General features: G+C 36.8%; 26 protein-coding genes. 21 read left to right on the top strand and 5 right to left on the bottom strand.

What is annotated here, in order from left to right; genetic code table 11:
* Positions 1–40: 40 nt before the first annotated feature.
* The 19 genes from Q0947_RS06105 (at position 41) to Q0947_RS06015 (ending at position 18,804) form a co-directional block, all read left to right on the top strand.
* Positions 41–1,513 (top strand): DUF5687 family protein, encoded by a 1,473-nt coding sequence (locus Q0947_RS06105; protein WP_299393586.1) that lies wholly within the window; start codon positions 41–43, stop codon positions 1,511–1,513.
* Positions 1,514–1,515: 2 nt separating this feature from the next.
* Positions 1,516–2,211, top strand: coding sequence for an ABC transporter ATP-binding protein (locus Q0947_RS06100; protein ID WP_299393583.1), 696 nt, complete (start codon positions 1,516–1,518; stop codon positions 2,209–2,211).
* A 321-nt stretch (positions 2,212–2,532) separates the two neighbouring features.
* Positions 2,533–4,977, top strand: a complete 2,445-nt coding sequence (locus Q0947_RS06095) for a hypothetical protein (RefSeq protein ID WP_299393579.1) — start codon at positions 2,533–2,535, stop codon at positions 4,975–4,977.
* 12 nt (positions 4,978–4,989) lie between these two features.
* Complete coding sequence (locus Q0947_RS06090; protein ID WP_299393575.1) at positions 4,990–5,424, top strand: polymer-forming cytoskeletal protein; 435 nt, start codon at positions 4,990–4,992, stop codon at positions 5,422–5,424.
* Positions 5,396–5,632, top strand: coding sequence for an AtpZ/AtpI family protein (locus tag Q0947_RS06085; protein ID WP_299393571.1), 237 nt, complete (start codon positions 5,396–5,398; stop codon positions 5,630–5,632). The genes Q0947_RS06090 and Q0947_RS06085 overlap by 29 nt, the downstream gene beginning before the upstream one ends.
* Before the next feature lie 79 nt (positions 5,633–5,711).
* A complete protein-coding gene (locus Q0947_RS06080) occupies positions 5,712–6,113 on the top strand; it encodes a hypothetical protein (protein WP_299393568.1) in 402 nt (133 codons plus the stop codon).
* 100 nt (positions 6,114–6,213) lie between these two features.
* Positions 6,214–7,296, top strand: coding sequence for a F0F1 ATP synthase subunit A (atpB, locus tag Q0947_RS06075; RefSeq protein WP_299393564.1), 1,083 nt, complete (start codon positions 6,214–6,216; stop codon positions 7,294–7,296).
* Positions 7,297–7,315: 19 nt separating this feature from the next.
* Entirely contained in the window at positions 7,316–7,522 is a 207-nt protein-coding gene (gene atpE / locus Q0947_RS06070) for an ATP synthase F0 subunit C (RefSeq protein ID WP_027126213.1), read from the top strand.
* An 82-nt stretch (positions 7,523–7,604) separates the two neighbouring features.
* Complete coding sequence (locus tag Q0947_RS06065) at positions 7,605–8,099, top strand: F0F1 ATP synthase subunit B (protein WP_299393530.1); 495 nt, start codon at positions 7,605–7,607, stop codon at positions 8,097–8,099.
* 77 nt (positions 8,100–8,176) lie between these two features.
* Positions 8,177–8,713: an ATP synthase F1 subunit delta gene (atpH, locus tag Q0947_RS06060; protein ID WP_299393528.1), complete on the top strand. Its 537-nt coding sequence runs from the start codon at positions 8,177–8,179 to the stop codon at positions 8,711–8,713.
* 75 nt (positions 8,714–8,788) lie between these two features.
* Positions 8,789–10,369 carry a F0F1 ATP synthase subunit alpha gene (gene atpA / locus Q0947_RS06055; protein WP_299393527.1) on the top strand — a complete coding sequence of 527 codons (1,581 nt, stop codon included), beginning with the start codon at positions 8,789–8,791 and terminating at the stop codon, positions 10,367–10,369.
* A gap of 120 nt (positions 10,370–10,489) precedes the next feature.
* Positions 10,490–11,350, top strand: coding sequence for an ATP synthase F1 subunit gamma (gene atpG / locus Q0947_RS06050; RefSeq protein WP_299393526.1), 861 nt, complete (start codon positions 10,490–10,492; stop codon positions 11,348–11,350).
* A gap of 176 nt (positions 11,351–11,526) precedes the next feature.
* The gene (locus Q0947_RS06045) at positions 11,527–12,009 is read left to right on the top strand and encodes a hypothetical protein (protein WP_299393525.1); all 483 of its coding nucleotides are present in this window, start codon (positions 11,527–11,529) and stop codon (positions 12,007–12,009) included.
* 118 nt (positions 12,010–12,127) lie between these two features.
* Positions 12,128–13,591 (top strand): oligosaccharide flippase family protein, encoded by a 1,464-nt coding sequence (locus Q0947_RS06040; protein WP_299393524.1) that lies wholly within the window; start codon positions 12,128–12,130, stop codon positions 13,589–13,591.
* Between the two features lie 63 nt (positions 13,592–13,654).
* Entirely contained in the window at positions 13,655–14,089 is a 435-nt protein-coding gene (gene dut / locus Q0947_RS06035; protein ID WP_299393523.1) for a dUTP diphosphatase, read from the top strand.
* 265 nt (positions 14,090–14,354) lie between these two features.
* Positions 14,355–15,374, top strand: coding sequence for a sugar nucleotidyltransferase (locus tag Q0947_RS06030; RefSeq protein WP_299393522.1), 1,020 nt, complete (start codon positions 14,355–14,357; stop codon positions 15,372–15,374).
* A gap of 72 nt (positions 15,375–15,446) precedes the next feature.
* The gene (locus Q0947_RS06025) at positions 15,447–16,805 is read left to right on the top strand and encodes a tetratricopeptide repeat protein (protein WP_299393521.1); all 1,359 of its coding nucleotides are present in this window, start codon (positions 15,447–15,449) and stop codon (positions 16,803–16,805) included.
* Positions 16,805–17,578: a DUF4292 domain-containing protein gene (locus Q0947_RS06020; RefSeq protein WP_299393520.1), complete on the top strand. Its 774-nt coding sequence runs from the start codon at positions 16,805–16,807 to the stop codon at positions 17,576–17,578. Before Q0947_RS06025 ends, Q0947_RS06020 begins: the two co-directional genes overlap by 1 nt.
* Positions 17,579–17,640: 62 nt before the next feature.
* Entirely contained in the window at positions 17,641–18,804 is a 1,164-nt protein-coding gene (locus Q0947_RS06015) for a peptidoglycan DD-metalloendopeptidase family protein (RefSeq protein WP_299393519.1), read from the top strand.
* Positions 18,805–19,010: 206 nt separating this feature from the next.
* On the opposite strand, the gene Q0947_RS06010 is transcribed toward Q0947_RS06015, so the two are convergent.
* Together Q0947_RS06010 and Q0947_RS06005 are read right to left on the bottom strand one after the other, a co-directional pair.
* On the bottom strand, positions 19,011–19,520 hold the full coding sequence (locus tag Q0947_RS06010) for an acyl-CoA thioesterase (protein ID WP_299393518.1): 510 nt from the start codon (positions 19,518–19,520) through the stop codon (positions 19,011–19,013).
* Between the two features lie 278 nt (positions 19,521–19,798).
* Positions 19,799–20,740 carry an SPOR domain-containing protein gene (locus tag Q0947_RS06005; protein ID WP_299393517.1) on the bottom strand — a complete coding sequence of 314 codons (942 nt, stop codon included), beginning with the start codon at positions 20,738–20,740 and terminating at the stop codon, positions 19,799–19,801.
* Positions 20,741–20,843: 103 nt separating this feature from the next.
* Between Q0947_RS06005 and dprA the strand changes: the two genes are divergently transcribed.
* Positions 20,844–21,947, top strand: coding sequence for a DNA-processing protein DprA (gene dprA / locus Q0947_RS06000; RefSeq protein ID WP_299393516.1), 1,104 nt, complete (start codon positions 20,844–20,846; stop codon positions 21,945–21,947).
* Positions 21,948–21,970: 23 nt separating this feature from the next.
* Here the strand turns inward: dprA and trpS are convergent, their stop codons facing one another.
* The gene (gene trpS, locus Q0947_RS05995; RefSeq protein ID WP_299393515.1) at positions 21,971–22,939 is read right to left on the bottom strand and encodes a tryptophan--tRNA ligase; all 969 of its coding nucleotides are present in this window, start codon (positions 22,937–22,939) and stop codon (positions 21,971–21,973) included.
* Between the two features lie 102 nt (positions 22,940–23,041).
* On the opposite strand from trpS, the gene Q0947_RS05990 reads away from it, so the two are divergent.
* Positions 23,042–23,782, top strand: a complete 741-nt coding sequence (locus Q0947_RS05990) for a lysophospholipid acyltransferase family protein (RefSeq protein WP_299393514.1) — start codon at positions 23,042–23,044, stop codon at positions 23,780–23,782.
* Between the two features lie 75 nt (positions 23,783–23,857).
* Here the strand turns inward: Q0947_RS05990 and Q0947_RS05985 are convergent, their stop codons facing one another.
* Together Q0947_RS05985 and Q0947_RS05980 are read right to left on the bottom strand one after the other, a co-directional pair.
* Entirely contained in the window at positions 23,858–25,360 is a 1,503-nt protein-coding gene (locus Q0947_RS05985; protein WP_299393513.1) for a hypothetical protein, read from the bottom strand.
* Entirely contained in the window at positions 25,361–25,903 is a 543-nt protein-coding gene (locus Q0947_RS05980) for an RNA polymerase sigma factor (RefSeq protein ID WP_299393512.1), read from the bottom strand.
* Between the last annotated feature and the right edge of the window lie 15 nt (positions 25,904–25,918).

Genomic DNA, 25,918 nt, shown 5'->3' with positions numbered 1-25,918 from the left:
GTATTACTATTACCAATATTTAAATCACAACTGAATTTTTATGCTCAAATTTTTTATTAGTCTAGAGTGGAAATCCTTTATAAGATCGGCATCTTTTAAAACCAATCTTTTTCTAAAGATCATGATGGTTTTTGGAGCATTATGGATGATTGGTACCTTTCTACTTTTAGGTTTCGGCGCCTATTTTATGATTGAAGATGGTTTAAAAAGGGAACCTTTTGAAGTTGTCAACCAAGCGTTGATTTATTTCATGGTTTTTGATCTCTCATTTAGGTATTTCCTTCAAAAAATGCCGGTAATGAACATTAAACCGCTAATGTACTTGCCTATAAAAAGAAACGCTATCGTCAATTTCGCTATTGGTAAAACTTTGGTGTCGTTTTTCAATGTGTTGCACGCCTTTTTCTTTATTCCATTTTCTATAGTATTGATCGTTGAAGGTTTTCCTGTATTGCAGGTCATTGCTTGGTATATCGCTATTCTAGGATTGGTGCTTTGTAATAATTTCATCAATATTTTCATCAATAATAAAGACAGCGTATTTTTTGCAGTAGTAGGTGTTGTGATCGTGATGATGGGACTTCAATACTTTGGGATTTTTGATTTAACTAATTATACCGCACCAATATTTAAGTCGTTTTATGCCATTCCGTATCTGGCTATTATTCCTCTTGTTTTGGCGTTTGTATTCTATAAAATGGCATTTACCTATTTTAGAAAGAACTTGTATTTGGATGCCGGACTTTCTATTAAACATGATGTGGCCAAAACCGAAGATTATTCGTGGTTAGACCGTTTTGGAAGTCTTTCTACGTTTCTTAAAAATGACATTAAATTATTGAAACGCAACAAACGTTCAAGGATGACGCTAATTATGAGCGTGGTCTTCCTTTTTTATGGACTGTTGTTTTTTACGGGTTCAGTTGAAGCTTATGACGGGCCGTTTTGGAAAATCTTTGCAGGAATTTTTGTCTCTGGCGGATTTTTATTCACTTTCGGACAATTTGTGCCGAGTTGGGATAGCGCCTATTATCCCTTAATGATGAGTCAAAACATTCGCTACAAGGAATATTTGTCGTCAAAATGGTATTTAATGGTGTTTGCTACAATCATTTCTACGATTCTATCGGCTTTTTACTTGTATTGGGGCTGGCAAGCTTATGCTGCGGTTGTTGTAGGTGCGTTCTATAATATTGGTGTTAATAGTCACCTCGTGTTATTGGGCGGCGCATATATTAAAACGCCAATAGATTTAACCACAAGTAAAAAAGCGTTTGGAGACAAGCAAGCTTTCAACGCAAAAACGATGTTATTGACCATTCCGAAATTATTACTGCCGATGGCCATTTACGCAGCAGGACATTTTACACTCGGTGAGGTGTTTGGTTTTGCCTTGGTCGCCATTTTCGGATTGGCAGGATTATTATTCAAGAATAAAGTATTCGATATTATAGAAAAAATCTATAAATCAGAAAAGTATAAAACATTAGCCGCTTACAAACAAAACAATTAGTCATGATAACAGTATCCAATCTATCAAAAAAATATAATTCCGATCCCGTTTTAAATATTGAGCACTTAGACATTCCGAAAGGTCAAAGTTTCGGATTGGTGGGTAATAATGGCGCTGGGAAAACTACATTCTTCAGCTTGTTGTTGGATTTGATCCAACCTACGACAGGATTTATCAAAAGTAAAGACATTCAAGTTAATGAAAGTGAAGACTGGAAACCATTTACGGCCGCTTATATTGATGAAACATTTTTAATCGGTTATTTAACACCTGAGGAATACTTCTATTTTATTGGCGAGCTGCGTGGCCAAAATAAGGCTGATGTAGATGCGCTTTTAAAAGGGTTTTCCGATTTTTTCCATGGTGAAATCCTAAATCAGAAAAAATATTTACGAGATTTAAGCAAAGGAAACCAAAAGAAAGTAGGTATTGTGGCGGCTTTGATTGGAAACCCAGAAGTTATCATTCTTGATGAGCCTTTTGCAAATTTAGATCCAACCACGCAAATCCGATTGAAGCAAATCATTAAAAACCTTGCAGGACAACAAGGGGTAACGGTTTTGGTGTCGAGTCATGATTTGATGCATGTTACAGAAGTCTGTGAACGTATTGTCGTTTTAGAAAAAGGAACAGTTATAAAAGATTTGGCAACCAGCGCTGCAACATTACAAGAATTGGAAGCACATTTCGCGGGATAATTTCTTGTGCTTCACGGAGTAAAATAGGATGGTATTTTACGATTGGAATATTTCTGGGGCTTTTATAGTCGCAGGTGAACGCTTGTTTGAGCGTCATCACCTAAGATAAAAGACCGGCTTTTTTACGCTTAAAATTCAAAAAGATGCTTATTTTTACGGCATTGCATAATATATGTAGCTGTTTTTAAGTTATCTAATGAATCAAATCCAACCCACGTGCACACTCATATAAAATCCGTTTTTTTGCTGTTTCTTACAGTGTTTGTAGTGACTAGCTGCTCGCGGAAAAATGACACGTTTATAAACCGGAATTTCCATGCCATGGGGACCAAGTACAATATTCTGTACAATGGTAATATTGCTTTGGAAAACGGTAGGGAAAGTGTTGATGATGCGTTTACTGACAATTATTGGGAATTGCTACCCGTAGAACGCATGGAAACTACGGACGATTTTATGCTGCCGGGTCAGTCTAAAAACTCCGATTTTGCGCGTGCTGAAGAGAAAGCGATTAAAGCGGTTCAAAAGCACGGCATGAACATCAAAGGGAAGGAGCACAATCCGCAAATTGATGAGGCTTATCTGTTACTTGGGAAAGCCCGCTATTTCGATCAACGCTTCATTCCTGCTGTAGAAGCTTTTAACTATATTCTTTATAAATATCCTGCAAGTGACAAGATTAACGAGGCGAAAATTTGGCGTGAAAAAACCAATATGCGTCTTGAAAACAACGAGCTCGCTATTCAGAATTTAAAACGTTTGATGAGGCAGGAACAGCTGAAAGATCAGGATTTGGCTGATGCCAGTGCCACTTTGGCGCAAGCCTACATCAATATAAAAGCAAAAGATAGTGCCCTAACTCAATTGGCAACTGCAGCTAAATTGACGAGAAAGAATAATGAAAAAGCACGTTACAATTATATAAGAGGGCAACTCTATAATGAGTTTGGGTATAAAGACAGTGCGAATATGGCTTTTGAGAAGGTCATGGATTTACACCGTAAAGTACCAAGAGCTTACTTTATTAATGCGCATTTAGCGAAAGCGGCTAATTTTGATACCACAACTGGTGATGTGTTGATGTTTGAAAACTATCTGACAGAGCTTGAAGAAGATCGTGAAAATCGCCCGTTTTTAGATAAAATCTATTACCGCATTGCGGAATTCCACAAAGAAGCCAACCGCGATTCCTTAGCAATGGCCTACTACAACAAATCCTTAAGAGCATCATCCACGGACAGTCAATTGCGAGCATTGGATTATAGCACGCTTGGCGATATGAGTTTTGATAACTCTGAATATAAAAAGGCCGGTGCCTATTACGACAGTACCATGAATACTATGGCGGTCAATTCAAAACCATACAGAGTCGTTAAAAAGAAAAGAGAAAATTTAAAGGATGTTATTTATTACGAAAATGTTGCGCAAGTAAATGATAGTATTTTAAACTTGGTGAATTTGTCAGATGAGGACAGATTAGCGTTCTTCTCAAAATTTGTCGATCAATTAAAAGCGGAAGCAGAACTCTTAAAAGCCAAAGAGGAAGCGGCGCAGCGCAAGGCCAATTCAGGAATTGTCAATATAAATACACCGGGAAATATTTCAGGAAACAGAGGTCCGGGTATGAATCCGCCAGCAGCTCAGGAGTTTTATTTTTACAATCCTACCACGGTCGCTTATGGAAAAAACGAGTTTTTAAAAAATTGGGGAGAACGATCACTAAAAGATAATTGGCGTTTATCGAGCACTCGCAATAATTCGCTTACCGTTCAGAGTAATGAATTGATTGCCGATGCTACTGAAGAAGAGCTTTATGATCCTGAATTCTATATTTCAAAAATTCCTACCGATCAAAAGGAGATTGATAGTCTTATGAGAGACCGAAACTATGCGTATTATCAGTTAGGCGTGATCTATAAGGAAAAGTTCAATGAATATGGACTTGCTAAAGAAAAGCTTGAAAACTTATTGGACAATCAGCCTGAAGAGCGATTGATTTTACCTGCGAAATACAATTTGTACAATACCTATGTGTTAATGGGCGAAACCATTCCGGCGGCTCAAATAAAATTGGACATTATCACCAATTCGCCAGATTCGAGATATGCTGCTATTTTATTGAATCCAAAAACGGAAATATCTAAGGATGAAAATAGTCCAGATCGGATTTATGAGCGTACATATGCCAATTATGAAGCGCAACAGTTTCAGGACGTCATTGATGAGAGCGATAAATACATATTGGAATTTGAAGGCGAGCCTATCGTGCCTAAGTTTGAGATCTTAAAAGCATCTGCAAGAGGCCGATTGTATGGTTTTGAAGCCTATAAGGAAAGCATCAATTTTATCGCTTTAAATTATGGAAACTCTGAAGAAGGCAAGCGTGCTCAACAAATTATGGAAGAAGTTATTCCTGTGTTGGAGGTGAATGAATTTCAAGATGATGCTTTAGCCACCAAGTTTAAAGTTATCTATCAGTTTGAAATTACCAAAGACGAAGATATTGAAGCATTCATTAAGAAACTTAATGATGAGGTTAGTCAAATCAGATATTATGAGTTAAGTGTTTCAAAAGACGTTTACGATAAAAACACCATATTTGTAGTTGTCCATGGCTTAAGTAGTATTCATGGAGCTCGCGGATTTGCCGATTTATTACAAGAACGTAAAGCAAATATCACACGACCATATATTGCCATTTCATCTCTTAACTATGAAATTGTGCAACGCCATAAAAATTTAAACGAATACCTCAAATCACAATAAACCACCAGAACCATGTTTGCAGAAAACAAAAAGAAGAAGATTATTTCAGACACATTTAACCAACAAAACACAATTGCCAAAGGGACTACTATTACAGGAGACATTATCAGTGATGGCGATTTCAGAATTGAAGGTACCATACAAGGGAATATTAAAACCCCTGGTAAAGTTGTACTTGGTAAAACAGGACTCATTAATGGTACGCTTACAGCGGCCAATGCTGATATAGAAGGTAAATTCTCAGGAAAATTGATGCTTACAGATACCTTATCTTTAAGATCGTCAGCATTTGTTGAAGGAGAAGTAGAAGTGGGTAAATTTTCAGTAGAACCAGGAGCCACATTTAACGCTACATGTAGCATGAAAGGTGCTGTTAAACAGCTTGACACTAACAATAGCACAAAAGCAGTACGAAGTAATGAAACCAAAAAAGAACAATTCGCTTAATACGTATGCCAAATATTCTGGGATAGGGATACAAATGTTCGCTATTATTGGAATAGGAAGTTATATAGGTGTAAAGATTGATGAAAATAATGGTGATGATAGCAATCTATGGACCATTATTTTGTCCCTAACATCTACAATTATAGCCGTAGTTTTTGTAATAAGACGTATTATTGCAAACTCAAAAGAAGACAATAAAACAGAGTAATAGGTTTCAGACCGTGTTCTTTTTAGGAAAAAGGTTTCCAAAGAATTTATAGTATTTATAATAGAAATTACCATTTTTGATGACTGCAGATTTTCAGAAAAGACAACTTAATTTTTTACTTCTTATTACAGTTCTAAGTTTGGTACTGTATGGCATCCACAGTTATTTGCTATCCTACTTTGGTACTGAGCTGAAATTATTTTTCCCAGTATGGCAAATTTATGTGTTTCATTTTGCAGTTACTACATTATTATATACTGTAGTCAATTATAAATTTTCAACAGGTAAAACCGACGTTTTTATATTGTTTATGGGGAGTACATTTGTAAAAATGTTTCTCGCCATTTTGTTTTTATTACCTATTATTTTATCGGATTTTGAGAAAAAACAACCCGATATTTTTAACTTTTTCATTCCTTATTTTTTATACTTGGCATTTGAGGTGTATACCATTACAAGGTTCCTTCAAAAAACCCCATAATGGGCGTGTGTTTAATATTGATAAAAAAGTGTTTGACAATTAAACTAATGTGTGTACATTTGCACGGAATTTAGAGCAAGGTATTTTTAAGCTATTCATAATGACATTAAACACTTTAAGAGCCGTATTATTTTTAGTTTTTTCTGTAGCAGTAACCAATTTCGGTTTTGCTTCACAAGATAACGAAGACCAAGACAAAGGGTTCAATGCCAAGGAGATGATTATGCATCACGTTAAGGATGCGCACGAATTTCACATTGTAGATTGGGATAATAAACCAATTAGCATTCCTTTGCCTATCATCCTTTTTACGGATAATGGCCTTACTACATTTATGTCTAGCGAATTTCACCATGACGACTCCGGAACGCATATTGTTGAGAAAAATGGAGAGCGTTTTGTGAAATATCACGAAAAAATCTACCAATTAGAGTCAGGTGTTGATACCTTAACTTTTGATGAAGAACTTCACCCAACAAACGCTAAATTACCTTTAGACTTTTCGATCACCAAAAACGTCTTTATGATGTGGGTGTCAGTTTTGGTAATCTTATTGATCTTTATCTCTGCTGCAAGCAAGTATAAAAAGTCAAACAATTTTATGCCAAGAGGTATTGCTTCATTTGTAGAACCATTAGTGGTTTTTATTAGAGATGAGGTTGCTATCCCAATGATTGGTGAAAAGAAATATAGAAGATACATGCCATTCTTATTAAGTGTGTTTTTCTTTATCTGGGTTAACAATATCTTCGGATTGATTCCAATTTTGAATGGTGCTAACGTTAGTGGTAACATTGCCTTTACAGTGTCTTTAGCATTTTTCACATTCATCATTACAAGTTTTAGTGGTAACAAAAACTACTGGAAACATATTTTCTGGATGCCAGGCGTTCCTGTGCCAATGAAAATATTTTTAATGCCTATTGAAATTGTTGGGATGTTTGTAAAACCAATCTCGTTAACAATTCGTTTGTTCGCAAACATTACGGCAGGACATATTATTATCTTATCATTAATGTCCCTAATCTTTATCTTTGAGAGCGTTGCAATCGCACCAGTATCTGTTGGGTTCTCATTGTTCATTTTAATCATAGAAATTGTAGTTACTGCAATTCAAGCATATATATTTACCGTATTGTCCGCACTTTATATTGGTACGGCTACGGAAGAAGAGCATCATTAATTAATTTAAATTTTATATTATGACTATTACAGGAATTGCAGCAATCGGAGCTGGTATCGCAGTTATTGGAGCTGGAATGGGAATTGGAAAAATCGGTGAGTCAGCTATGAACGCTATGGCTCGTCAACCGGAAATCCAAGGAAAACTTCAGACTTCAGCGCTAATTTTAGCAGCTTTCGTAGAGGCAGTAGCACTTTTTGGTGTTGTTGCGTCATTAATCGTTTAATTAGGATTAAAAAATGCAGAGGTAACGGTTGGTTGCCTCTGTATTTTAAAATTTAAATTATTAAAACTAAAACCTATTATAAATGGATTTAATTACACCAGGGTTAGGACTTGTTTTTTGGTCTGTTATTACTTTTTTAATTCTTCTTTTAGTATTGAAGAAATTTGCATGGAAACCAATTTTAGGCGCTGTTGATGAGCGTGAAACTGGTATCAAAAATGCATTGGAAGCAGCAGATAAAGCGCGTAAGGAAATGGAAAACCTTAAAGCGGATAATGAGCGTATCCTTAATGAAGCACGTGCTGAGCGTGAAGCGATGTTGAAAGATGCACGTGACATCAAAAACAAAATGGTGAGTGATGCTAAAGAGGAAGCACAACAACAAGCTACTAAAATGATTACTCAAGCTCAAGAAGCTATTGAGAACGAAAAGAGATCAGCTATGGCTGAACTTAAAAACCATGTAGCGTCTTTATCTATTGAAATCGCTGAAAAGGTAGTACGTCAAGAATTAGGAAACAAAGACAAGCAACTAGAATTGGTTGAGTCTATGTTGAGTGACGCGAAATTAAATTAGACAGTTACACTGTACGCAGTGATAACAAGAGTAGATTAGAATAATTAAAAGAGATACCCACCTATGTGGGCATTACTATGGCACAAACAAGAACAGCATTACGTTACGCAAAAGCGGTTTTAGATCTTGCTAAGGATCAAAACGCTGCAGAAGTTGTACACGCTGATATGAAGTCAATTGCAAATGCTGTGGAAGCAAGTACAGATCTTAAAGATATGCTTTTAAGTGCTGTAGTGCCTTCTGCAACAAAAAAATCGGCTTTATTGGCAGTTTTTACTGGTTTGGATAAGCTAAGCATCAACTTAATAGATACGTTAATTTCAAACAAACGTATTGATATATTAGGAACTGTTGCAGAACAATATAACGAGTTATTTAATGAAGGTGAAGGCAAGCAAGTTGCAACTGTAACTACTGCGGTTTCATTAACAGAAGAGCTCGAAGCAAAAGTATTGGCCAAAGTTAAAGAATTGACTGGTAAAGAGGCTGAGATATTAAGCGTTGTTGACGAATCTATTTTAGGTGGTTTCATCTTACGCGTAGGAGATATGCAATACGATGCAAGTATTGCAAACAAATTGAATAAGTTAAAAAGAGAATTTACATTAAACTAAAAGTTTTATTGATTGGTCACACTGAGCGCAGTCGAAGTGTGAAATTAAAGTCGATAAAAATAATATCTAATAAAAATGGCAGAAGTAAAACCAGCTGAAATTTCAGCAATCTTAAAGCAACAATTGTCAGGATTTGAAGCTAGCGCTTCATTAGACGAAGTAGGAACGGTTTTGACAGTTGGAGATGGAATTGCACGTGTGTACGGCCTATCCAACGTTCAATACGGTGAGTTAGTTGAATTTGCAGATGGTCTTGAAGGCATCGTACTGAATCTTGAAGAAGATAACGTAGGTGTTGTATTATTAGGACCTTCAGTAGGTGTTGTTGAAGGCTCAACAGTTAAACGTACAGAACGTATTGCTTCCCTAAAAGTAGGTGAAGGAATTGTTGGACGTGTTGTTGACACTTTAGGAACTCCAATTGATGGTAAAGGACCAATTGAAGGAACGCTTTATGAAATGCCATTAGAACGTAAAGCTCCGGGTGTTATCTATCGTCAACCGGTAACTGAACCGTTACAAACAGGTATCAAAGCAATTGATGCGATGATTCCTGTAGGTCGTGGTCAACGTGAGTTAGTAATTGGTGACCGTCAAACTGGTAAAACAGCAGTTTGTATTGATACCATTATCAACCAAAAGGAATTTTATGATGCAGGTGAGCCTGTATATTGTATATATGTAGCTGTCGGACAAAAAGCGTCTACAGTTGCTTTAATTGCAAAAACATTAGAAGAAAAAGGAGCTTTAGCATATACAACTATCGTAGCTGCTAACGCATCTGATCCTGCTGCAATGCAAGTGTATGCGCCTTTCGCTGGTGCTGCAATTGGTGAGTACTTTAGAGATACTGGCCGTCCTGCATTAATCGTTTTTGATGATTTATCAAAACAAGCAGTAGCATACCGTGAGATTTCGTTATTGTTACGTCGTCCACCAGGACGTGAGGCGTATCCAGGTGACGTTTTCTACCTTCACTCTAGATTATTGGAGCGTTCTGCAAAAATCATCGACAACGATGCGATTGCTAAAGAAATGAACGATTTACCAGAAGTGTTGAAACCAATCGTAAAAGGTGGTGGATCATTAACGGCATTGCCAATTATCGAAACTCAAGCAGGTGACGTATCCGCTTATATCCCAACCAACGTAATTTCTATTACTGATGGTCAGATTTTCTTGGATGGTGACTTGTTTAACTCTGGTGTTCGTCCAGCAATTAACGTAGGTATTTCTGTATCTCGTGTTGGTGGTAACGCTCAGATTAAATCGATGAAGAAAGTATCTGGTACTTTAAAACTTGATCAAGCTCAATACCGTGAGTTGGAAGCGTTCGCTAAGTTTGGATCTGATTTAGATGCCGTTACTTTAAACGTAATCAACAAAGGTAAACGTAACGTTGAGATCTTAAAACAAGCTCAAAACGATCCGTTTAGAGTTGAAGACCAAATCGCGATTATCTACGCGGGTTCTAAAAACTTATTGAGAGACGTTCCTGTAGAGAAAGTAAAAGAATTTGAACGTGATTACTTAGAGTACTTAAGAGCTAAGCATAGTGATGCGCTTGCTTCTTTAAAAGCAGGTAAATTAACTGATGACGTTACTGATATTTTAGCAGCAGTTGCTAAAGAATTATCAGCAAAATATAGAAAATAGTATCAAGTATAGAGTAGTAAGTACAAAGTACTAAGATTGAGAGGAAGCTTTCAAAATGTTGATAAGTGTTTTCGTTCAGTCTTAATACTAAGATCTTAATACTTAATTCTAATTACAAAAATGGCAAACTTAAAAGAAATACGTAACAGAATATCATCAGTATCTTCCACGATGCAGATTACCAGTGCCATGAAAATGGTATCGGCTGCAAAACTGAAGAAAGCACAAGATGCTATTACTGCAATGCGTCCGTATTCTGATAAATTAACAGAATTATTACAAAGCTTAAGCGCAACTTTAGATGCTGATTCTGGAAGTAAATTTGCCGAGCAACGTGATATCAATAAAGTATTGTTAGTGTCAATTACATCTAACAGAGGATTGGCAGGTGCGTTTAACTCGAATATTATCAAAGAAACCAATCGTTTGATAAATGAAGAGTACGCAGGTAAAGAGGTTTCTGTTTTTGCAATTGGTAAAAAAACCAATGATGCCTTTAAAAAGGGAAATCGCGTAATTGCTAATAGAAGTGATATCTACGACGATTTATCTTTTGACAATGTTGCTGAAATTGCTGAAGTATTGATGGATACGTTCATTAAAGAAGAAACAGACAAGATTGTTTTAGTTTATAACAAGTTTAAAAACGCAGCAACTCAAGAAATCATGACCGAGCAATTTTTACCAATTGTTCCTATGGAAAAAGATGCTGATGCCGATTTAGATTATATTTTTGAGCCTTCAAAAGCTGATATCGTTAACCAATTGATTCCAAAATCTCTAAAAACACAGCTTTTTAAAGCGCTTAGAGACTCGTTCGCGTCTGAGCATGGTGCACGTATGACTGCGATGCATAAAGCAACAGATAACGCAACAGAATTGAGAGATCAATTGAAATTGACTTATAACAAAGCACGTCAAGCGTCTATTACCAACGAAATTTTAGAAATTGTTGGTGGTGCAGAGGCACTAAATAATTAGAAGTAGCTACGAACTATCGTTACAATGTCACCCTGAGCGCAGTCGAAGGGTATTAAATAAACAAAGCCTCACTACCTATAAGTGAGGCTTTTTCCTTTCAAGTGTTTCCCTTTTTAGCATTCTAAAATATTTATGGAATGCTATTTGTTATCTTAAAAAAAACAAACAGCTATTCTATGAAACTTATATCACTTTTTTCAGTCATCTTTATGATGGTAGTCGGTCCGACAAATTGTTCTGACGCTAAAAAAATTCAAAAAACACCTCCAATGGCTATCGGTAAAGCATATTATGAATCGTGGACATCAGAAGTGAAATCCGAAGGTTCAGGTTTCAATCTTTTCATTCCTGTTAGTGAAAAGGATGATAGTATGCTGACTTTAGATTCTGTATATTTCAGAGATCAGATCGTCAATCTGTCAAAGAAAACTACAGATGCAGGTAGTGTTTATGTAGGGGAATTTAAAAATCCTCAACCTACCAACGTCGATATTATTATGAGCAGTGACCCAATGGATGAAATGGCTAATAAAACACCTGTGGTTACACAGAAGATTCCATATGAATTGAAACCAACAGAGGCCATGGTGAGCTATAAAGCAAATGGTGAGACCTTGTATTTTAAAATTGAAAATATCCAGGAGAAACCTTCTAAGTAAATTTTAAAGCCTTTAAATCGCCTGAAAAGACCTCTTTTCAGGCTTTGTATTGGGCAAATATTCATAATTGTTTAATCGTGCCAGAATCCCTACTTTTAACCAATAATTAAAAACCACCTTGAGCGGATTCAAATCTCTATTTAAGCAGACTTTCATTTATGGGTTAGCCACAGTGCTGCCGCGCATGTTAAGTTTCCTGTTGGTGCCTTTGTACACTACAAAAGGCGTGCTTTCATCGGTTGGTGAATATGGAAAAGTTTCCATTATTTTTTCCTGGTTTGTAATTTTTAATGTCATCCTTTCCTATGGAATGGAAACTGCATTTTTCAGGTTTTTTAATAAAGAAGACGATCAAGAGAAAGTGGTTGGCACTTCGGCAATATCCTTGATTGTTTCATCGCTTGGCTTTTTTGCTTTGGCGTTCTTATTCAAGACGCAGATTTCAGCCCTGACAGATATTAAACAAGAATACATTTCATTAGTCATTTGGATTCTCTTATTGGATGCTTTGGTCATAATTCCGTTTGCATGGCTCAGGGCGAAAGGAAAATCGATGCGCTTTGCGCTGTTAAAAATCGCGAGTGTGGCCGTTAACTTAGGGTTGAACATTTTCTTTTTAATCTACTTAAAGAAATGGGCTGAAAACAGTGCATTCTTTGAATCCGTATACATTCCTAATTTTGAAATCAACTATATTTTCATCTCCAATTTAGTTGCGAGTGCAGTGACATTGGTGTTGATGCTAAGTTTTTATTTTAAGATCCAGTACCGATTTGATAATGCGCTTTTCAAGAAAATGATGCGTTATGCCATGCCGGTATTAATCGCTGGAATTGCGTTTTCGGTCAATGAAACCTTTGATCGTATTCTATTGGATTATTTACTACCTGAAGATATTGCAGACACTAAGATCGGGATGTATTCAGCGTGTTACAAAATAGCAGTTTTTATGACCTTGTTCGCTACTGCTTACCGCTTAGGTATTGAGCCTTACTTTTTCAGCCACGCTAAAAGTGAAAATCCGCAGAAAAACTATGCGCTAATTCTAGAATTCTTTGTTGCTTTTGGTTCCGTAATGTTGTTGAGTATTGTTGTCTTCGCCGATGTTTTAAAGCCTTATATTGTTAGAAGCGAAGAATATTGGGAAGCCATGTGGATTGTGCCGTTAATCTTGATTGCCAACCTGTGTTTAGGTATTTATCATAATCTTTCAGTGTGGTATAAGGTGACAGATAGAACGAAGTTTGGTGCCTATATTTCAGTTTTTGGAGCTTTAATAACCTTGGCTCTTAATTTTTGGTTGATACCAATAATGGAATATAGAGGCTCCGCAATTGCCACATTAGTAGCCTATACCAGTATGATGGTAGCCTCCTATTACTACGGACAAAAATATTATCCAATTCCGTACGACTTGAAAAAAATGGGATTGTATTTATTGGTTTCATCTGCATTTTCGGTAATTTCGTTTTATGCTTTCCGTGAAAATTATATCGTGGGAATCAGTTTATTACTCGGGTTTGTGTTGATGGTAGCCATGCTCGAAAAAAATAGAATTTTACAAATCATAAAAAGTAAATAACATACGTTTCTCTATTCTACGGTTTACGTAAAGTTTAGAGAAGTATGCCATAAAACATCATATATGAACATTAAAATCATTAATAAATCCAATCACGCTTTGCCAAGCTATGAAACCATAGCATCAGCAGGGATGGATTTACGCGCAAATTTATCAGAATCGAGAGTTTTAAAACCTCTAGAAAGAAGCATCGTAGGTACAGGATTATTTATTGAACTCCCAATTGGATTCGAAGCCCAAGTGCGACCTCGTAGCGGACTCGCAGCCAAAAAAGGAATAACAGTGCTGAATGCTCCAGGAACTATTGACGCCGATTACAGAGGTGAAATAGGAGTGATTTTGGTTAATCTCTCTAATGAAGATTTTGAAATTTCCAATGGCGAACGTATTGCGCAATTGGTCATTGCCAAACATGAACGTGCTGAATGGACCGAAGTTGAAGAGCTCTCTGAAACCCAACGTGGAGAAGGTGGGTTTGGTTCCACTGGAACTAAGTAAATATCACTTCTTTGATATGTGACATATATTCTGATGCCGTCTGCTAGAATATCAAAGAAGAGTTTTTTAAAATTATAATGTCTGGTTGAGCGCAGTCGAAACCTAAGCCGACAACATGCAAAGGCACGACTTCGTATTAACAAAGGATAAATAGGAGTAGATACCTGCATCCGCAGGCATCCATAAAAAAAAAGAATAGAAACCTGCCTCCGCAGGCATCAATAAGTTTAACCATTAAAAGTTACCTGCCTTCGCAGGCATTACTATGAAAATAATTGTACCAATGGCAGGACGTGGTTCACGTTTGCGCCCTCACACATTAACAGTCCCAAAACCATTAATTCCTGTAGCGGGACAGCCTATTGTTCATCGCTTAGTAAAAGATATTGTCAAAGTATTGGATCAACCTATTGAAGAAATTGCCTTTATTTTAGGTGACCCTGCATTTTTTGGCGATGACGTCATTGAAAGTTTAAAAGAATTGGCAACGAGTTTAGGTGCTAAAGCGGCCATTTATCGTCAAGACCAACCTCTTGGTACCGGTCATGCCATTATGTGCGCTAAAGAGTCTTTATCGGGCCCTGCGGTTATTGCCTATGCTGACACGTTAATTAGAGCCGATTTTGATTTGGATCCTAATGCTGATGCCGTTATTTGGGTGAAACAAGTAGACCAACCAGAAGCTTTTGGTGTGGTAAAATTGAATGATAAAAAGGAAATTGTTGAGCTCGTTGAAAAACCAAAAGATTTCGTGAGCGATTTAGCCGTCATCGGCATATACTACTTTAAGGATGTTGGCGTTCTTAAACAAGAGTTACAGCATGTTTTGGATAACAACATTATCAATGGTGGTGAATACCAAATTAATGATGGAATTAAAGGCATGATGGCCAAAGGCAAAATCTTTAAAACAGGTGAGGTTAAGGAGTGGATGGACTGCGGCAATAAACCCGTAACTGTGGAAACCAACACTAGAATGTTAGGTTTTATTAAAGACGATGGCGATGAACAAATGATTGCGCCATCAGTAAGTTTGGATAATTCTAAGATTATTGAGCCGTGTTATATTGGTGAAAATGTCATTTTAAAAAATGCGATTGTTGGTCCAAATGTGTCTATTGGAAATAATTGTACCATTACAGATGCAACCATTAAAAACAGCTTAATTCAAACGAATAGCACTATTAAAAATGCTAATTTAGATGAAGCTATGATAGGAAATCATGTGCAGTATGATGGCAATTTTAAAACCGTAAGTATCGGTGATTATTCTGTTTTAGAGTAAACTTTAATTGCAAATACCCGCTGTAATCAATCATAACGTTGGAAAAGGGCTTAACACGAGTTGTAAATTCAAATGAATTATAAACACTACATATTAGTGCTTCTATTGGGAATATTTTTTATTCCCCAGACGACTCATGCCCAAGTTGATTTCAACCAAAAACCGACAGATGATCTTGGTAATGTGGAGGACCGATTTCAAGAATATTTTTTTGAAGCTTTAAAACAACATGGTATTGAGAACTACCAGCGCGCTATTGATGCATTGTTAAAATGTAAACAATTGAATGACGCACCCGTGGTGTACTTTCAATTAGGAAAAAATTATAACAAGCTTAAAAATTTTGGAGCCGCTGAAGATGCCTTAAAAAGAGCTATCTCAAAGGAACCTGAAAACGAATGGTTTTTAGATGAACTTTATGATGTGTACAATCAACAAGGCGATACCAAAAAAGCCATTAAAACGGTCAAACAATTGGTTAAATACCATCCTGATTACCGTCAGGATTTGGCGTCTTTATACATCAAAAACAAGGAATACAAGGATGCTTTGAAGTTGTTGGATGAGTTGGATAAGGAGTTTGGAATCAATGCTGACCGGGATTATTTGAGAAATCAGGTTTATAATATTACGGGACGTGATGAAGATAGGATTGAAAATCTTCAAGAGCGTTTAGATAAAAATCCAGAAAACGAAACCAATTACCTCGCTCTAATTTATCGCTATAGCGAAACAGGAGAAACGGAGAAGGCTTTTAAAACAGCACAAAAGTTGCTGGAAGTGCATCCGCAGTCCAAGTTGGTGCATTTGGCTTTATATAAGTTTTATTTGGATAAAAATCAGAGGGAAGAGGCTATTGGCTCAATGGAAATTGTATTGACCGCGCCTGAAATTAATCCTGATGCTAAAACGAAAGTGCTGAACGATTTTATAAATTTTGTTGCGAAACATCCAGAGCACGAAAAAGATCTTGTTGATGTTACGGCTATGATTGATGACACTAAAAGTTTTCAAACATTGGTGGAATTGGGACAGTACTATCTAAAGCTTGATGATAAACCAAAAGCGTTGATGTATTTTGACGATGCTTTAAAATTGGAGCCTACTAATTTTTCGCTGATTAAAGATGCGCTTTTATTACAAATTGACTTGAATTTAGACGAGCAAGCCGTTGTCAGAAGTCAAAATGCTTTAGAATTATTCCCAGCGCAACCTATTTTATATCTAATAAATGGCGTGGCTCATAATAACTTGAAACAGGCTAAAAAAGCGATTACAAGTTTAGAAACAGGTTTGGATTACGTTATTGAAGACCCAAAAATGGAAGCTGATTTTTATACGCAACTCAGCCTTGCCTATAAACTCAGTAATAATATTTCCAAATCCCAATCGTTTGCAAAGAAGGCAGCCGCTTTAAAAAATCAAAATTAATGAGACTTTACAAATTCAGTTTTTTTATACTGCTATTGGTTTTAGGTGTAGGTTGTAAATCTGCTAAAACCTTAACGTCTACTGCGGAAATTGACAAAAGCATGACCGCAAAACAAATTATCCGGGAGAATACTAGACAGGATGTTCGGTTTAAAACCTTACAGGCTAAAGTGAGTATTGACTATACCGAAGGCGATAAAAGTAACGGTACAACGGTGACTTTACGCATGGAAAAGGATAAAGTTATTTGGATGAGCGCTCCGTTTGCTGTGGCTCGTGTGATGATTACACAAGACAGCGTCAAGTTTTATGACAAGCTCAACAACCAGTATTTTGATGGCGATTTCTCTTTGTTAACAAGGTTATTGGGAACAGATATCGATTTTAAAAAAATCCAGAACATTTTTCTTGGAGAGCCTATTTTTGATTTGAAAGATGACACGTATGTGACTGCTCCAAATGATGAATCCTATGTGTTGACACCGAAGGAACAACGTGCCTTGTTCGAATTGTTCTTTTTGATTAATCCTGCATCTTTTAAATTGGATTCCCAACAGTTATATCAACCTGCTGAGAAGCGTATGCTGCAGATAGATTATAAGAAATATCAAGTGGTGAGCAAGCAAATATTTCCTGAAAACATTCGTATTATTGCATTGGAAAAGAATGATGAAATCATCATAGATCTCGATTTTAAAGCCATCACTTTGAATGGCGAAGTCCGTTTTCCATTCAACATTCCGTCAGGATATAAAGAAATTGAACTTGAATAATGCGTTACCAACCTAACATTTACAGATTAATCTTACTTTTTAGCTTGTGCTGCACCTTCGCTATGAATGCGCAAAGCCAAAAGCAACAGGAGTTGGAAGCCAAGCGTCAAGCTATTCTTAAGGAAATCCAGCAAATCAATAATTTACTCTTCACCAAAAAGAAGGAGGAGAAAACAATTATTTCTACTGTTGAAGATTTAAATTACAAGGTGAATGTGCGTAAAAACCTTATAAAAATCACCAATGATCAAGCCAATTTATTGACGAGGGAAATTAATACCAATCAGAAGGAAATTAGTACTCTGAGAGATCAGTTGAAACATTTAAAAGAGGATTACGCTGCGATGGTGGTCAAATCCTATAAAAGTAAATCCGAGCAAAGTCGGGTGATGTTTTTGTTGTCTTCTGAGAATTTTAAACAGGCTTACAAGCGACTTCAGTACATCAGGCAGTATACAGACTACCAAAAGGAGCAAGGCGAGGAAATAAGGCTTAAAACTGAGAAATTGCAGCAATTAAATACGACCTTGTTGCAGCAAAAAAAGGATAAGGACAAACTGATAGAGGAAAATCGTATCGCAAAGCAGAAGTTGGAGGAAGATGTGAAAGAACATCAAAAACTGATGGAATCTGTAAGAAAGAATATGAGTTCTTATGCTTCACAAATTAAGAGTAAGCAACAGGAAGCGGACAGAATTGACCGTGAAATTGAAAAATTAATTAGGGAAGCCATTGCCGCATCCAATAAAAAAGCGGGTAAATCTGAAACTGCTTCAAAAGGATTCTCATTAACGCCAGAAGCGAAGGCGTTAGAGGCTAAATTTGAGTCTAATAAAGGAAGATTACCTTGGCCAGTACGTACTGGAGTTATTAAAGTGAAATACGGGACACAGCGCTCGCTTATAGACAATACCATCTCGATTAATAGTAATGGTATCCGTATTGCTACAGATAAAAACGCCAAAGTACGTTCGGTTTTTAACGGGGAAGTTTTGGCGGTTCAAAGCACCAAAAATGGAAATCCTTGGATTTTAATCCAACACGGTAACTACATTACAGTGTATAAAAACTTATCGAAAGTGTATGTTTCAAAAGGAAATCGTGTGACCACCAATCAAGATATTGGTGAAGTCTTCACAGATCCTTCAAATGGCGAAAGCATGTTAAGTTTTGCCATTTATAAAGACGCGAAATTTCAGGATCCAGCAGTTTGGATTGTGAGATAGATGCTGCTGTATTTTTCACCTTAGTAGGGTGGAGATTCATTCTAAGTTTTCTATAATTTAAGACGGTTCTCGAGACATTTTCAAGTATTCTAAAAAAACAGAATACTTGAAAACACTCGAACTGACCCCATCTGTATAAACTAAAATATCCCATAATTGGTGTTTTCTACCAATAATGGGATATCAATTTTTAGAATTATTTATGCTTACTCAAACAAGGCTTTCAGCTCAGTAGCATCTTGCGCTTTCATCTTACCTGCCAACACTAAACTTAATTGTTTGCGTCTTAAAGCCGCTTCAAACCTTGATTTCTCCAATTCAGTTTCAGGTGTTATTTCAGGAATTTCGGTTGGACGCCCCGTTTCATCCACAGCAACAAAAGTGTAAATAGCCTCATTAGCCTTTGCTCTAACCCCTGATTCGCGATCTTCAATCCAAACATCCATAAACACTTCCATAGAGGTTCTAAACGCTCTAGAAACTTTTGCTTCAATAGTCACAACACTTCCTAAAGGAATTGTTCTGTTAAACGCCACGTGGTTCACTGATGCTGTTACCACAATACGTCGGCTATGACGTCTTGCTGCAATACTTGCTGCGCGGTCCATACGTGCTAAAAGTTCACCTCCAAATAAATTATTAAGTGGATTGGTCTCACTTGGGAGCACTAAATCAGTCATTATACAGATGGAATCACTTGGATGTTTGGCTTGCATTGGGAATTTTTTAAAATTAAAGTGCAAAGATAGGTTGAATTTGTGAATTTTCAGTCAGCCCTTAGTTGACAGAAACGGAAGAATATGCTAAATAGAGAAGGGTTTCAGAATACAGTTGAAGACTGTCTAAGAAGTGTTAGTTCCTAGTGTCCCTATTCATTTTTTAAATGCAAAGCATTAAATAGTATTCATGTTGAAATATACATCCGTAGGTAAAGCGTATATCTTAACACAAACTCGTAAAGAAAAGTTGATTTATAAATGCTGGATGGCGCCTATTATTTGAGCTCTCTCACCAACAACCACGCATCTTGGTTGAAGTTTTGGCGAATGTTGCGTAGTGCCGCTAAAGCCTCATTACTCGTCTCATAACTAGAATACACAACTTCGTGCAACCCGTATTTATTAACGCCAATGGTTCTGGCTTTAAATCCGAGGGCTTGTAGTTCCTCTACTTTTTTATCAGAGTTTTCTTCAACTCTAAAAGCGCCAGCAATAATGTGGTATTTACCTTGTTGCTTTTCAACATTTAAAGTCGCAGCAGGTAATGGGTTTTCAATCACAAAAGTGGCTTGTTGAACTTTGGCATCCAATTGCTCATTGGCAGCTTCTTGCGCCAATTGATTGTGAGTTTCTACCTGATTATTATAAAAAGAAGATGCTGCAAATCCGCCTACAGTTAAAGCGATAAGTGCAACCGCTGCATATTTAAGATAAGAACGTTTTTCGCGTCTTTCTTGAGTGATGGCAATTGTAGGAATTGCTTCTTCAAGAGTTTCAACGTTTTCTTTATAAACTTCACGATTAACATTAGATGCTTTTAATTCTGACAGTCCAAAGGCATCCGTTAAGTAATTGCTGTTATTAGATGGTTCAAAAACAATTTTTCCATCAGCATTTAGAATTAAATCACCAATGTTACTAAAATTCAAGGTTTCCCCTTCAATCAAGAAAGATTTGATAGACTTAACTTGCTTGCTAATTTTTTGAACAGCAACTTCATAAGGAATCTTTTCAGCATCAGAGATGTAGCTTGCTAACAACCCGTCATTATGCTGTAATTGCTCATTGAACGAAATGACTTTTTTAGGCGGGAAAAATGTATGATTACTTTCATCAATTCTTGCCGACACACGTTTGGTCAAAAAGGCACCAAATTCTGGAATCGTTACGCAGTCGTAACGGTACAGTAAATCGCTTATGTAAGTTTCTATATGCATTGAAACAAAGTTAGGAAATTTTGATTTTCGCCGAAATTAAAGCGCCACTATTTATTAACATTGCTTAAATTTAAACAGTTTTCCCTCTTAATCAATATAATAAATGTCAGATCAGGACTTAATTTTTCTTCTTGCACTTCAAAATGTGCCGAAAATAGGGGATATCACTGCTAAAAAATTAATTAGTCACTGCGGATCAGCCCAAGCAATATTTCAGGAAAAGAAGCAGCATTTATTAAAAATTGATGGTATTGGGAGTCAGATGCTACAAGACCTTAATAACAAAAGTCATTTGCTTGCCGCAGAAGCTGAATTGAAATTTATAAGGGAGAATGATGTTTTGCCGCTGTATTTTATGGATCCGAATTATCCTGAAAAATTAAAACATTGTATTGATGGCCCTATTCTGTTATTCCAATCTGGGACTATAGATTTGAAAAAGAAGCGTCTTATCAGTATTGTGGGCACACGGAAAATCACCTCTTCAGGTGTGGCTTTCTGTGAACAGCTCATTGAGCAGTTGGCGGTTTTTAGCCCTGTTATCATTTCTGGGTTCGCTTATGGTACGGATATTACCGCGCAAAAATCGGCATTAAAGCACAATTTGCAAACGGTAGGCTGCTTGGCACATGGACTCAATCAGGTGTATCCGAAAGTTCATAAACGCTATGTGGCTGAGATTGAAAAAAACGGTGGGTTTTTAACTGAATTTTGGAGTACTTCAAATCCGGAGCGAGAGAATTTTTTAAAGCGAAATCGGATTATTGCCGGAATAAGTGAAGCTACTATTGTTATTGAATCTGCCGAAAGGGGCGGAAGCTTGGTGACTGCAGATATTGCTAATTCGTATAATCGGGATGTGTTTGCAGTTCCGGGAAGAACCACAGATTCTCAAAGTACAGGTTGCAATAATCTGATTAAATATCAAAAAGCACATCTTTTGTCCAGTCCGATGGATGTGCCTTATATTTTAAATTGGGAACTTGAAAATGATAAGAAGCCTGCCATTCAGAAACAGCTATTTGTAGAGTTGGAAGCGGATGAAAAAATCATTTATAACTATCTAAAAACAAAAGAGCAACAACTATTGGATAGCATTGCTCTAGAATGTAGTATGCCTATTTTTAAAGTAGCCGGTGTGCTTCTAAATATGGAATTGAAAGGGGTAATTAGGCCGCTTCCTGGAAAATTGTTTGAAGTTATTTAACAAATTCCAGCGCAGGGACTTGGTTAATACCCCAATTTCTTACGTACACGAGCCAACACTTCATCTGCTACAACTTTAGCTTTTTCAGCGCCAACAGCCAATGCTTTTTCGATTTCATCGAGATTGTTCATGTAGTAATTGTAGCGCTCACGTGGCGTTTCAAATTTAGCAAGAATCAATTCGAATAAGGCTTGTTTGGCATGTCCATAGCCATAATTGCCTTGTTCATAGTTCTGTTTCATGTTCTTCACCTCTTCATCAGAAGCCAATAAACTGTATATAGCAAAACAGTTACAAGTGCTCCAATCTTTAGGATCTTCTAAAGGCGTGCTGTCAGTTTCGATCGACATGATTTGCTTGCGCAATTGTTTTTCCGGTAGAAATATATTGATATAGTTATTCTTGCTTTTGCTCATTTTGGCGCCATCAGTTCCTGGAATAAGCATCGTATTTTCCTGAATCTTACCTTCTGGAAGCACAAATGTTTCACCCATTTTAGCATGAAAACGCGAGGCTACATCACGGGTCATTTCAATATGTTGCAACTGATCTTTCCCAACAGGAATAATTTCAGCATCATATAACAAAATGTCTGCAGCCATCAACATTGGGTAGGTAAATAACCCTGCGTTCACATCTTCCAAGCGGCCTGCTTTATCTTTAAAACCATGTGCTAAAGTCAAACGTTGGTATGGAAAGAAACAGCTTAAATACCACGTTAATTCAGTAGTTTGAATCACATCACTCTGACGGTAGAATACTACTTTTTCAATATCTAAACCAAAGGCCAGCCAAGTTGCTGCAACACTGTAGGTGTTGTGTCTTAAAGTTTCCGCATCTTTAATTTGGGTTAGGGAATGCATGTCTGCAATAAATAGGAATGAATTGTTTTTAGTGTCATTCGCCATGTCTATTGCTGGGAGGATGGCACCTAAAATATTTCCTAAATGTGGGGTGCCTGTGCTTTGTATGCCTGTAAGTATTCTTGCCATGATCACTTCCCGCGAAATCGGGAATCTTTTAAATGTTAAACGAGCTACAAAGGTAATTTTTTTGAAGGAATAGCTCAATTAATTTAATTAGTTTTGGACCCGATGAATATTTTGAAATACCCATTTTGGATTCTTTACCGCATTTGGTTTCATGTATTGGTGGCTATACCAATTATAGTGTTGTTACCATTTTTAATCATCTCCATATTAAAGGAAGAATGGTATCCATATTTCTTTAAATTGGCGCAGGTTTGGGCAAAATTCATACTTGTAGGTATGGGTTTTAGATGGATTATTAAAAGGGAGCAAACACCAGAGCCTGATAAAAGTTACATGTTTATTGCCAACCATACCTCTATGGCGGATATCATGCTGATGTTGGTAAGTGTCAAAAATCCGTTTGTATTTGTTGGAAAGGTGGAATTGGCGAAAATTCCACTGTTCGGGTTCTTCTACAAACGAACCTGTATTTTGGTAGACCGAAGTTCAGAAAGAAGTAGGAAAGCCGTGTTTTTAAGAGCTCAAAAACGATTAAAACAAGGCCTCAGCATTTGTATTTTCCCCGAAGGAGGCGTTCCTGACGAACAGATTATTTTAGACGAGTTTAAAGATGGTGCGTTCAGACTGGCGATTAACCACCAAATTCCTATAGTTCCGATGACCTTTGCTGATAATAAAGAGCGCTTTCCGTTTGTATTTTTTAGTGGTGGTCCTGGGAAGATGCGTGTTAAAATCCATAAATTCTTATCCACGGAAGGTCTCATTTCAAAAGACGCTAAACAATTGAATCAGGAGGCGAGGTCGGGTATTCTTCAACAACTGATAGCCTATCATAAAAAATAAAAAGCTACTCTTGGTGCAGAGTAGCTTTTAGGTGTTATTACGGATTTGCAATAACCAATTAACCAACTAAAAAATCTAAAATTTAAAACTAAAACCGGTGTATACACCAATATAATAAGGTCTGAAATCGCCTGAAGTATTGGTGAACGTATTTATTTGATACTTGAACATAGGCTCAAGATTAAGCTTTAATGTGTTTGAAACGTTATAATTCAACCCTAATCCGAAGTTGGCACTATAACTTGTGCTATTAATGTTATTGGCTTCACCAATTAGCAATTTTTCATTTTCCAAGACCGAAAACACGTCGTTGTTATTTAGAAACAGCGTACTGAATCCGCCAATAACATTCAATCCAAACTTACTGGCAACAATACTGTATTCCATTTCTAAAGGAATTTCAATATACCCGAACTGCTGTTCTAATGATCCCTTCGTAGTGGAAACTAAGGCTTGCGGAGCTGCATCATTTTGGATATTGGATGTGCTCATAAAACTATTGGAACCCTCACGATTTTTAAAATCGATATTTCGCAATTGGTTGCTTTTAGAATTGGCATCAAAACTATTGATTTCATTAAACGCAACAACACCATTTGTACTGTAACCCAAATTGACTTTATTGATGCCCGCTCGCACTTTTATCTTGTCATTTATGGCATAACTCCCGCTAATACCATAACTCATATTGGTCTCACTATTTTTATCATTATTTACAAATTGCCCGTCAATGGAAGAGCCTTTGCCCAAAGTGTTAAAATAAACAGGTGCCACATTTGGGGAGATGTTCCACCTGTTTGGTTGCGCTACTTTTTCTTCTTCATTTGTAGGATTAGCTTTGGCAATAGCATCCTCAATAGTTTCACCTTCTTTATTTGAAGCGATAACATCTTTTTGTTCTACTTCTATAAGGGTTTTGTTCTCTTTTATTACGTAATTATTACCTGACTGTGCTATTTGAGAGTGTTCTTTTTGTATTTCTTGAATGGTTTTGACGCTTTCATTGTCCTCGTTTGCTACTTCTTTCTTAGGATTAAGTTGTGGTAGATTTGGTGTGTTTCTAACGACGGCATTATTTTTTGAATTGCTAATAATTGTAGTTCCTTCTTGAGCTGTATTTGAAGTCGTCTGGTTATTTTGTCCGACGGAATTTTCACCCGCAATTTGATTATTCGTGCTATTTTGAACGTTGCCAGTTTTAGTGCGATTTGCATCCGAATCTTCGGTGACATCAGATTTTGCAATAACGCTTGTACTTTCAGATGCGCTTGATTGCTCATCAATAGTATCGGTTTTGTTTGCATCTAAAGTGCCATCGGTTTTTTCCGTGCCAACCACCGAATTTACTGGGGTCCCAAAATCAGTACCGGTGTTAAAAACAGTGTTTCCTACCGTGAATAACAAGGCCAAAATAGCGGCAACGCCACCAATTTTCCACCACAAAGGAATCACGCGACGTTTGCGTTTATCGTTGTGGAGCGTCTTTTGGATGTTTTCCCAAACAGCGTCATCAGGAGTGGGTTCAAAGTGTTTAAACTTCTCCTGAAACAGACGGTCTATATGTTTTTTCTCATTCATTTATAAACTTTGCGAATTAACTCGCATTTTATGATGTTCAATTTTATCTTTTAAAATCATGCGCGCTCTTGCAAGATTCGATTTTGATGTTCCGGTGGAAATATCGAGCATTTCAGCAATTTCCTGATGCGAATAATCATCGAGTACATAAAGATTGAACACCAATCTGTATCGGTCTGGCAACTCCTGAATAATTCCCAATAAAAAATCGAGACTTACTTCATCATCATCAATTTCAACTTCAGCATCTTCAATTTGATCTTCGTGGACAATATCAAAAACACCCACACTTCTGTAACGTTGAAGCGCTGTATTGATGGTAATACGCTTCATCCAGCCTTCCAAAGAACCTTTATGACTAAACTGATCCATTTTTTGAAAAATGGTCACGAAGGCATCCTGCAGATTGTCTTGAGCCTCTGCGTAATTTTTTGAATACTTAAGACATAGCGAAAATAATTTACTCGAGAAGAGCTTGTATATCTGGCTTTGTGCTTGAGCATCATTTTTTTTACACTTGATGATGAGTTGATCTAAACCCAAGGTTGTGGTTTTAAT

This window comes from uncultured Gelidibacter sp., assembly GCF_947500795.1.
Classification (GTDB): domain Bacteria; phylum Bacteroidota; class Bacteroidia; order Flavobacteriales; family Flavobacteriaceae; genus Gelidibacter.
Note: the sequence above shows the minus strand (reverse complement) of the source record. Positions and strands in the feature narration are given on the sequence as shown.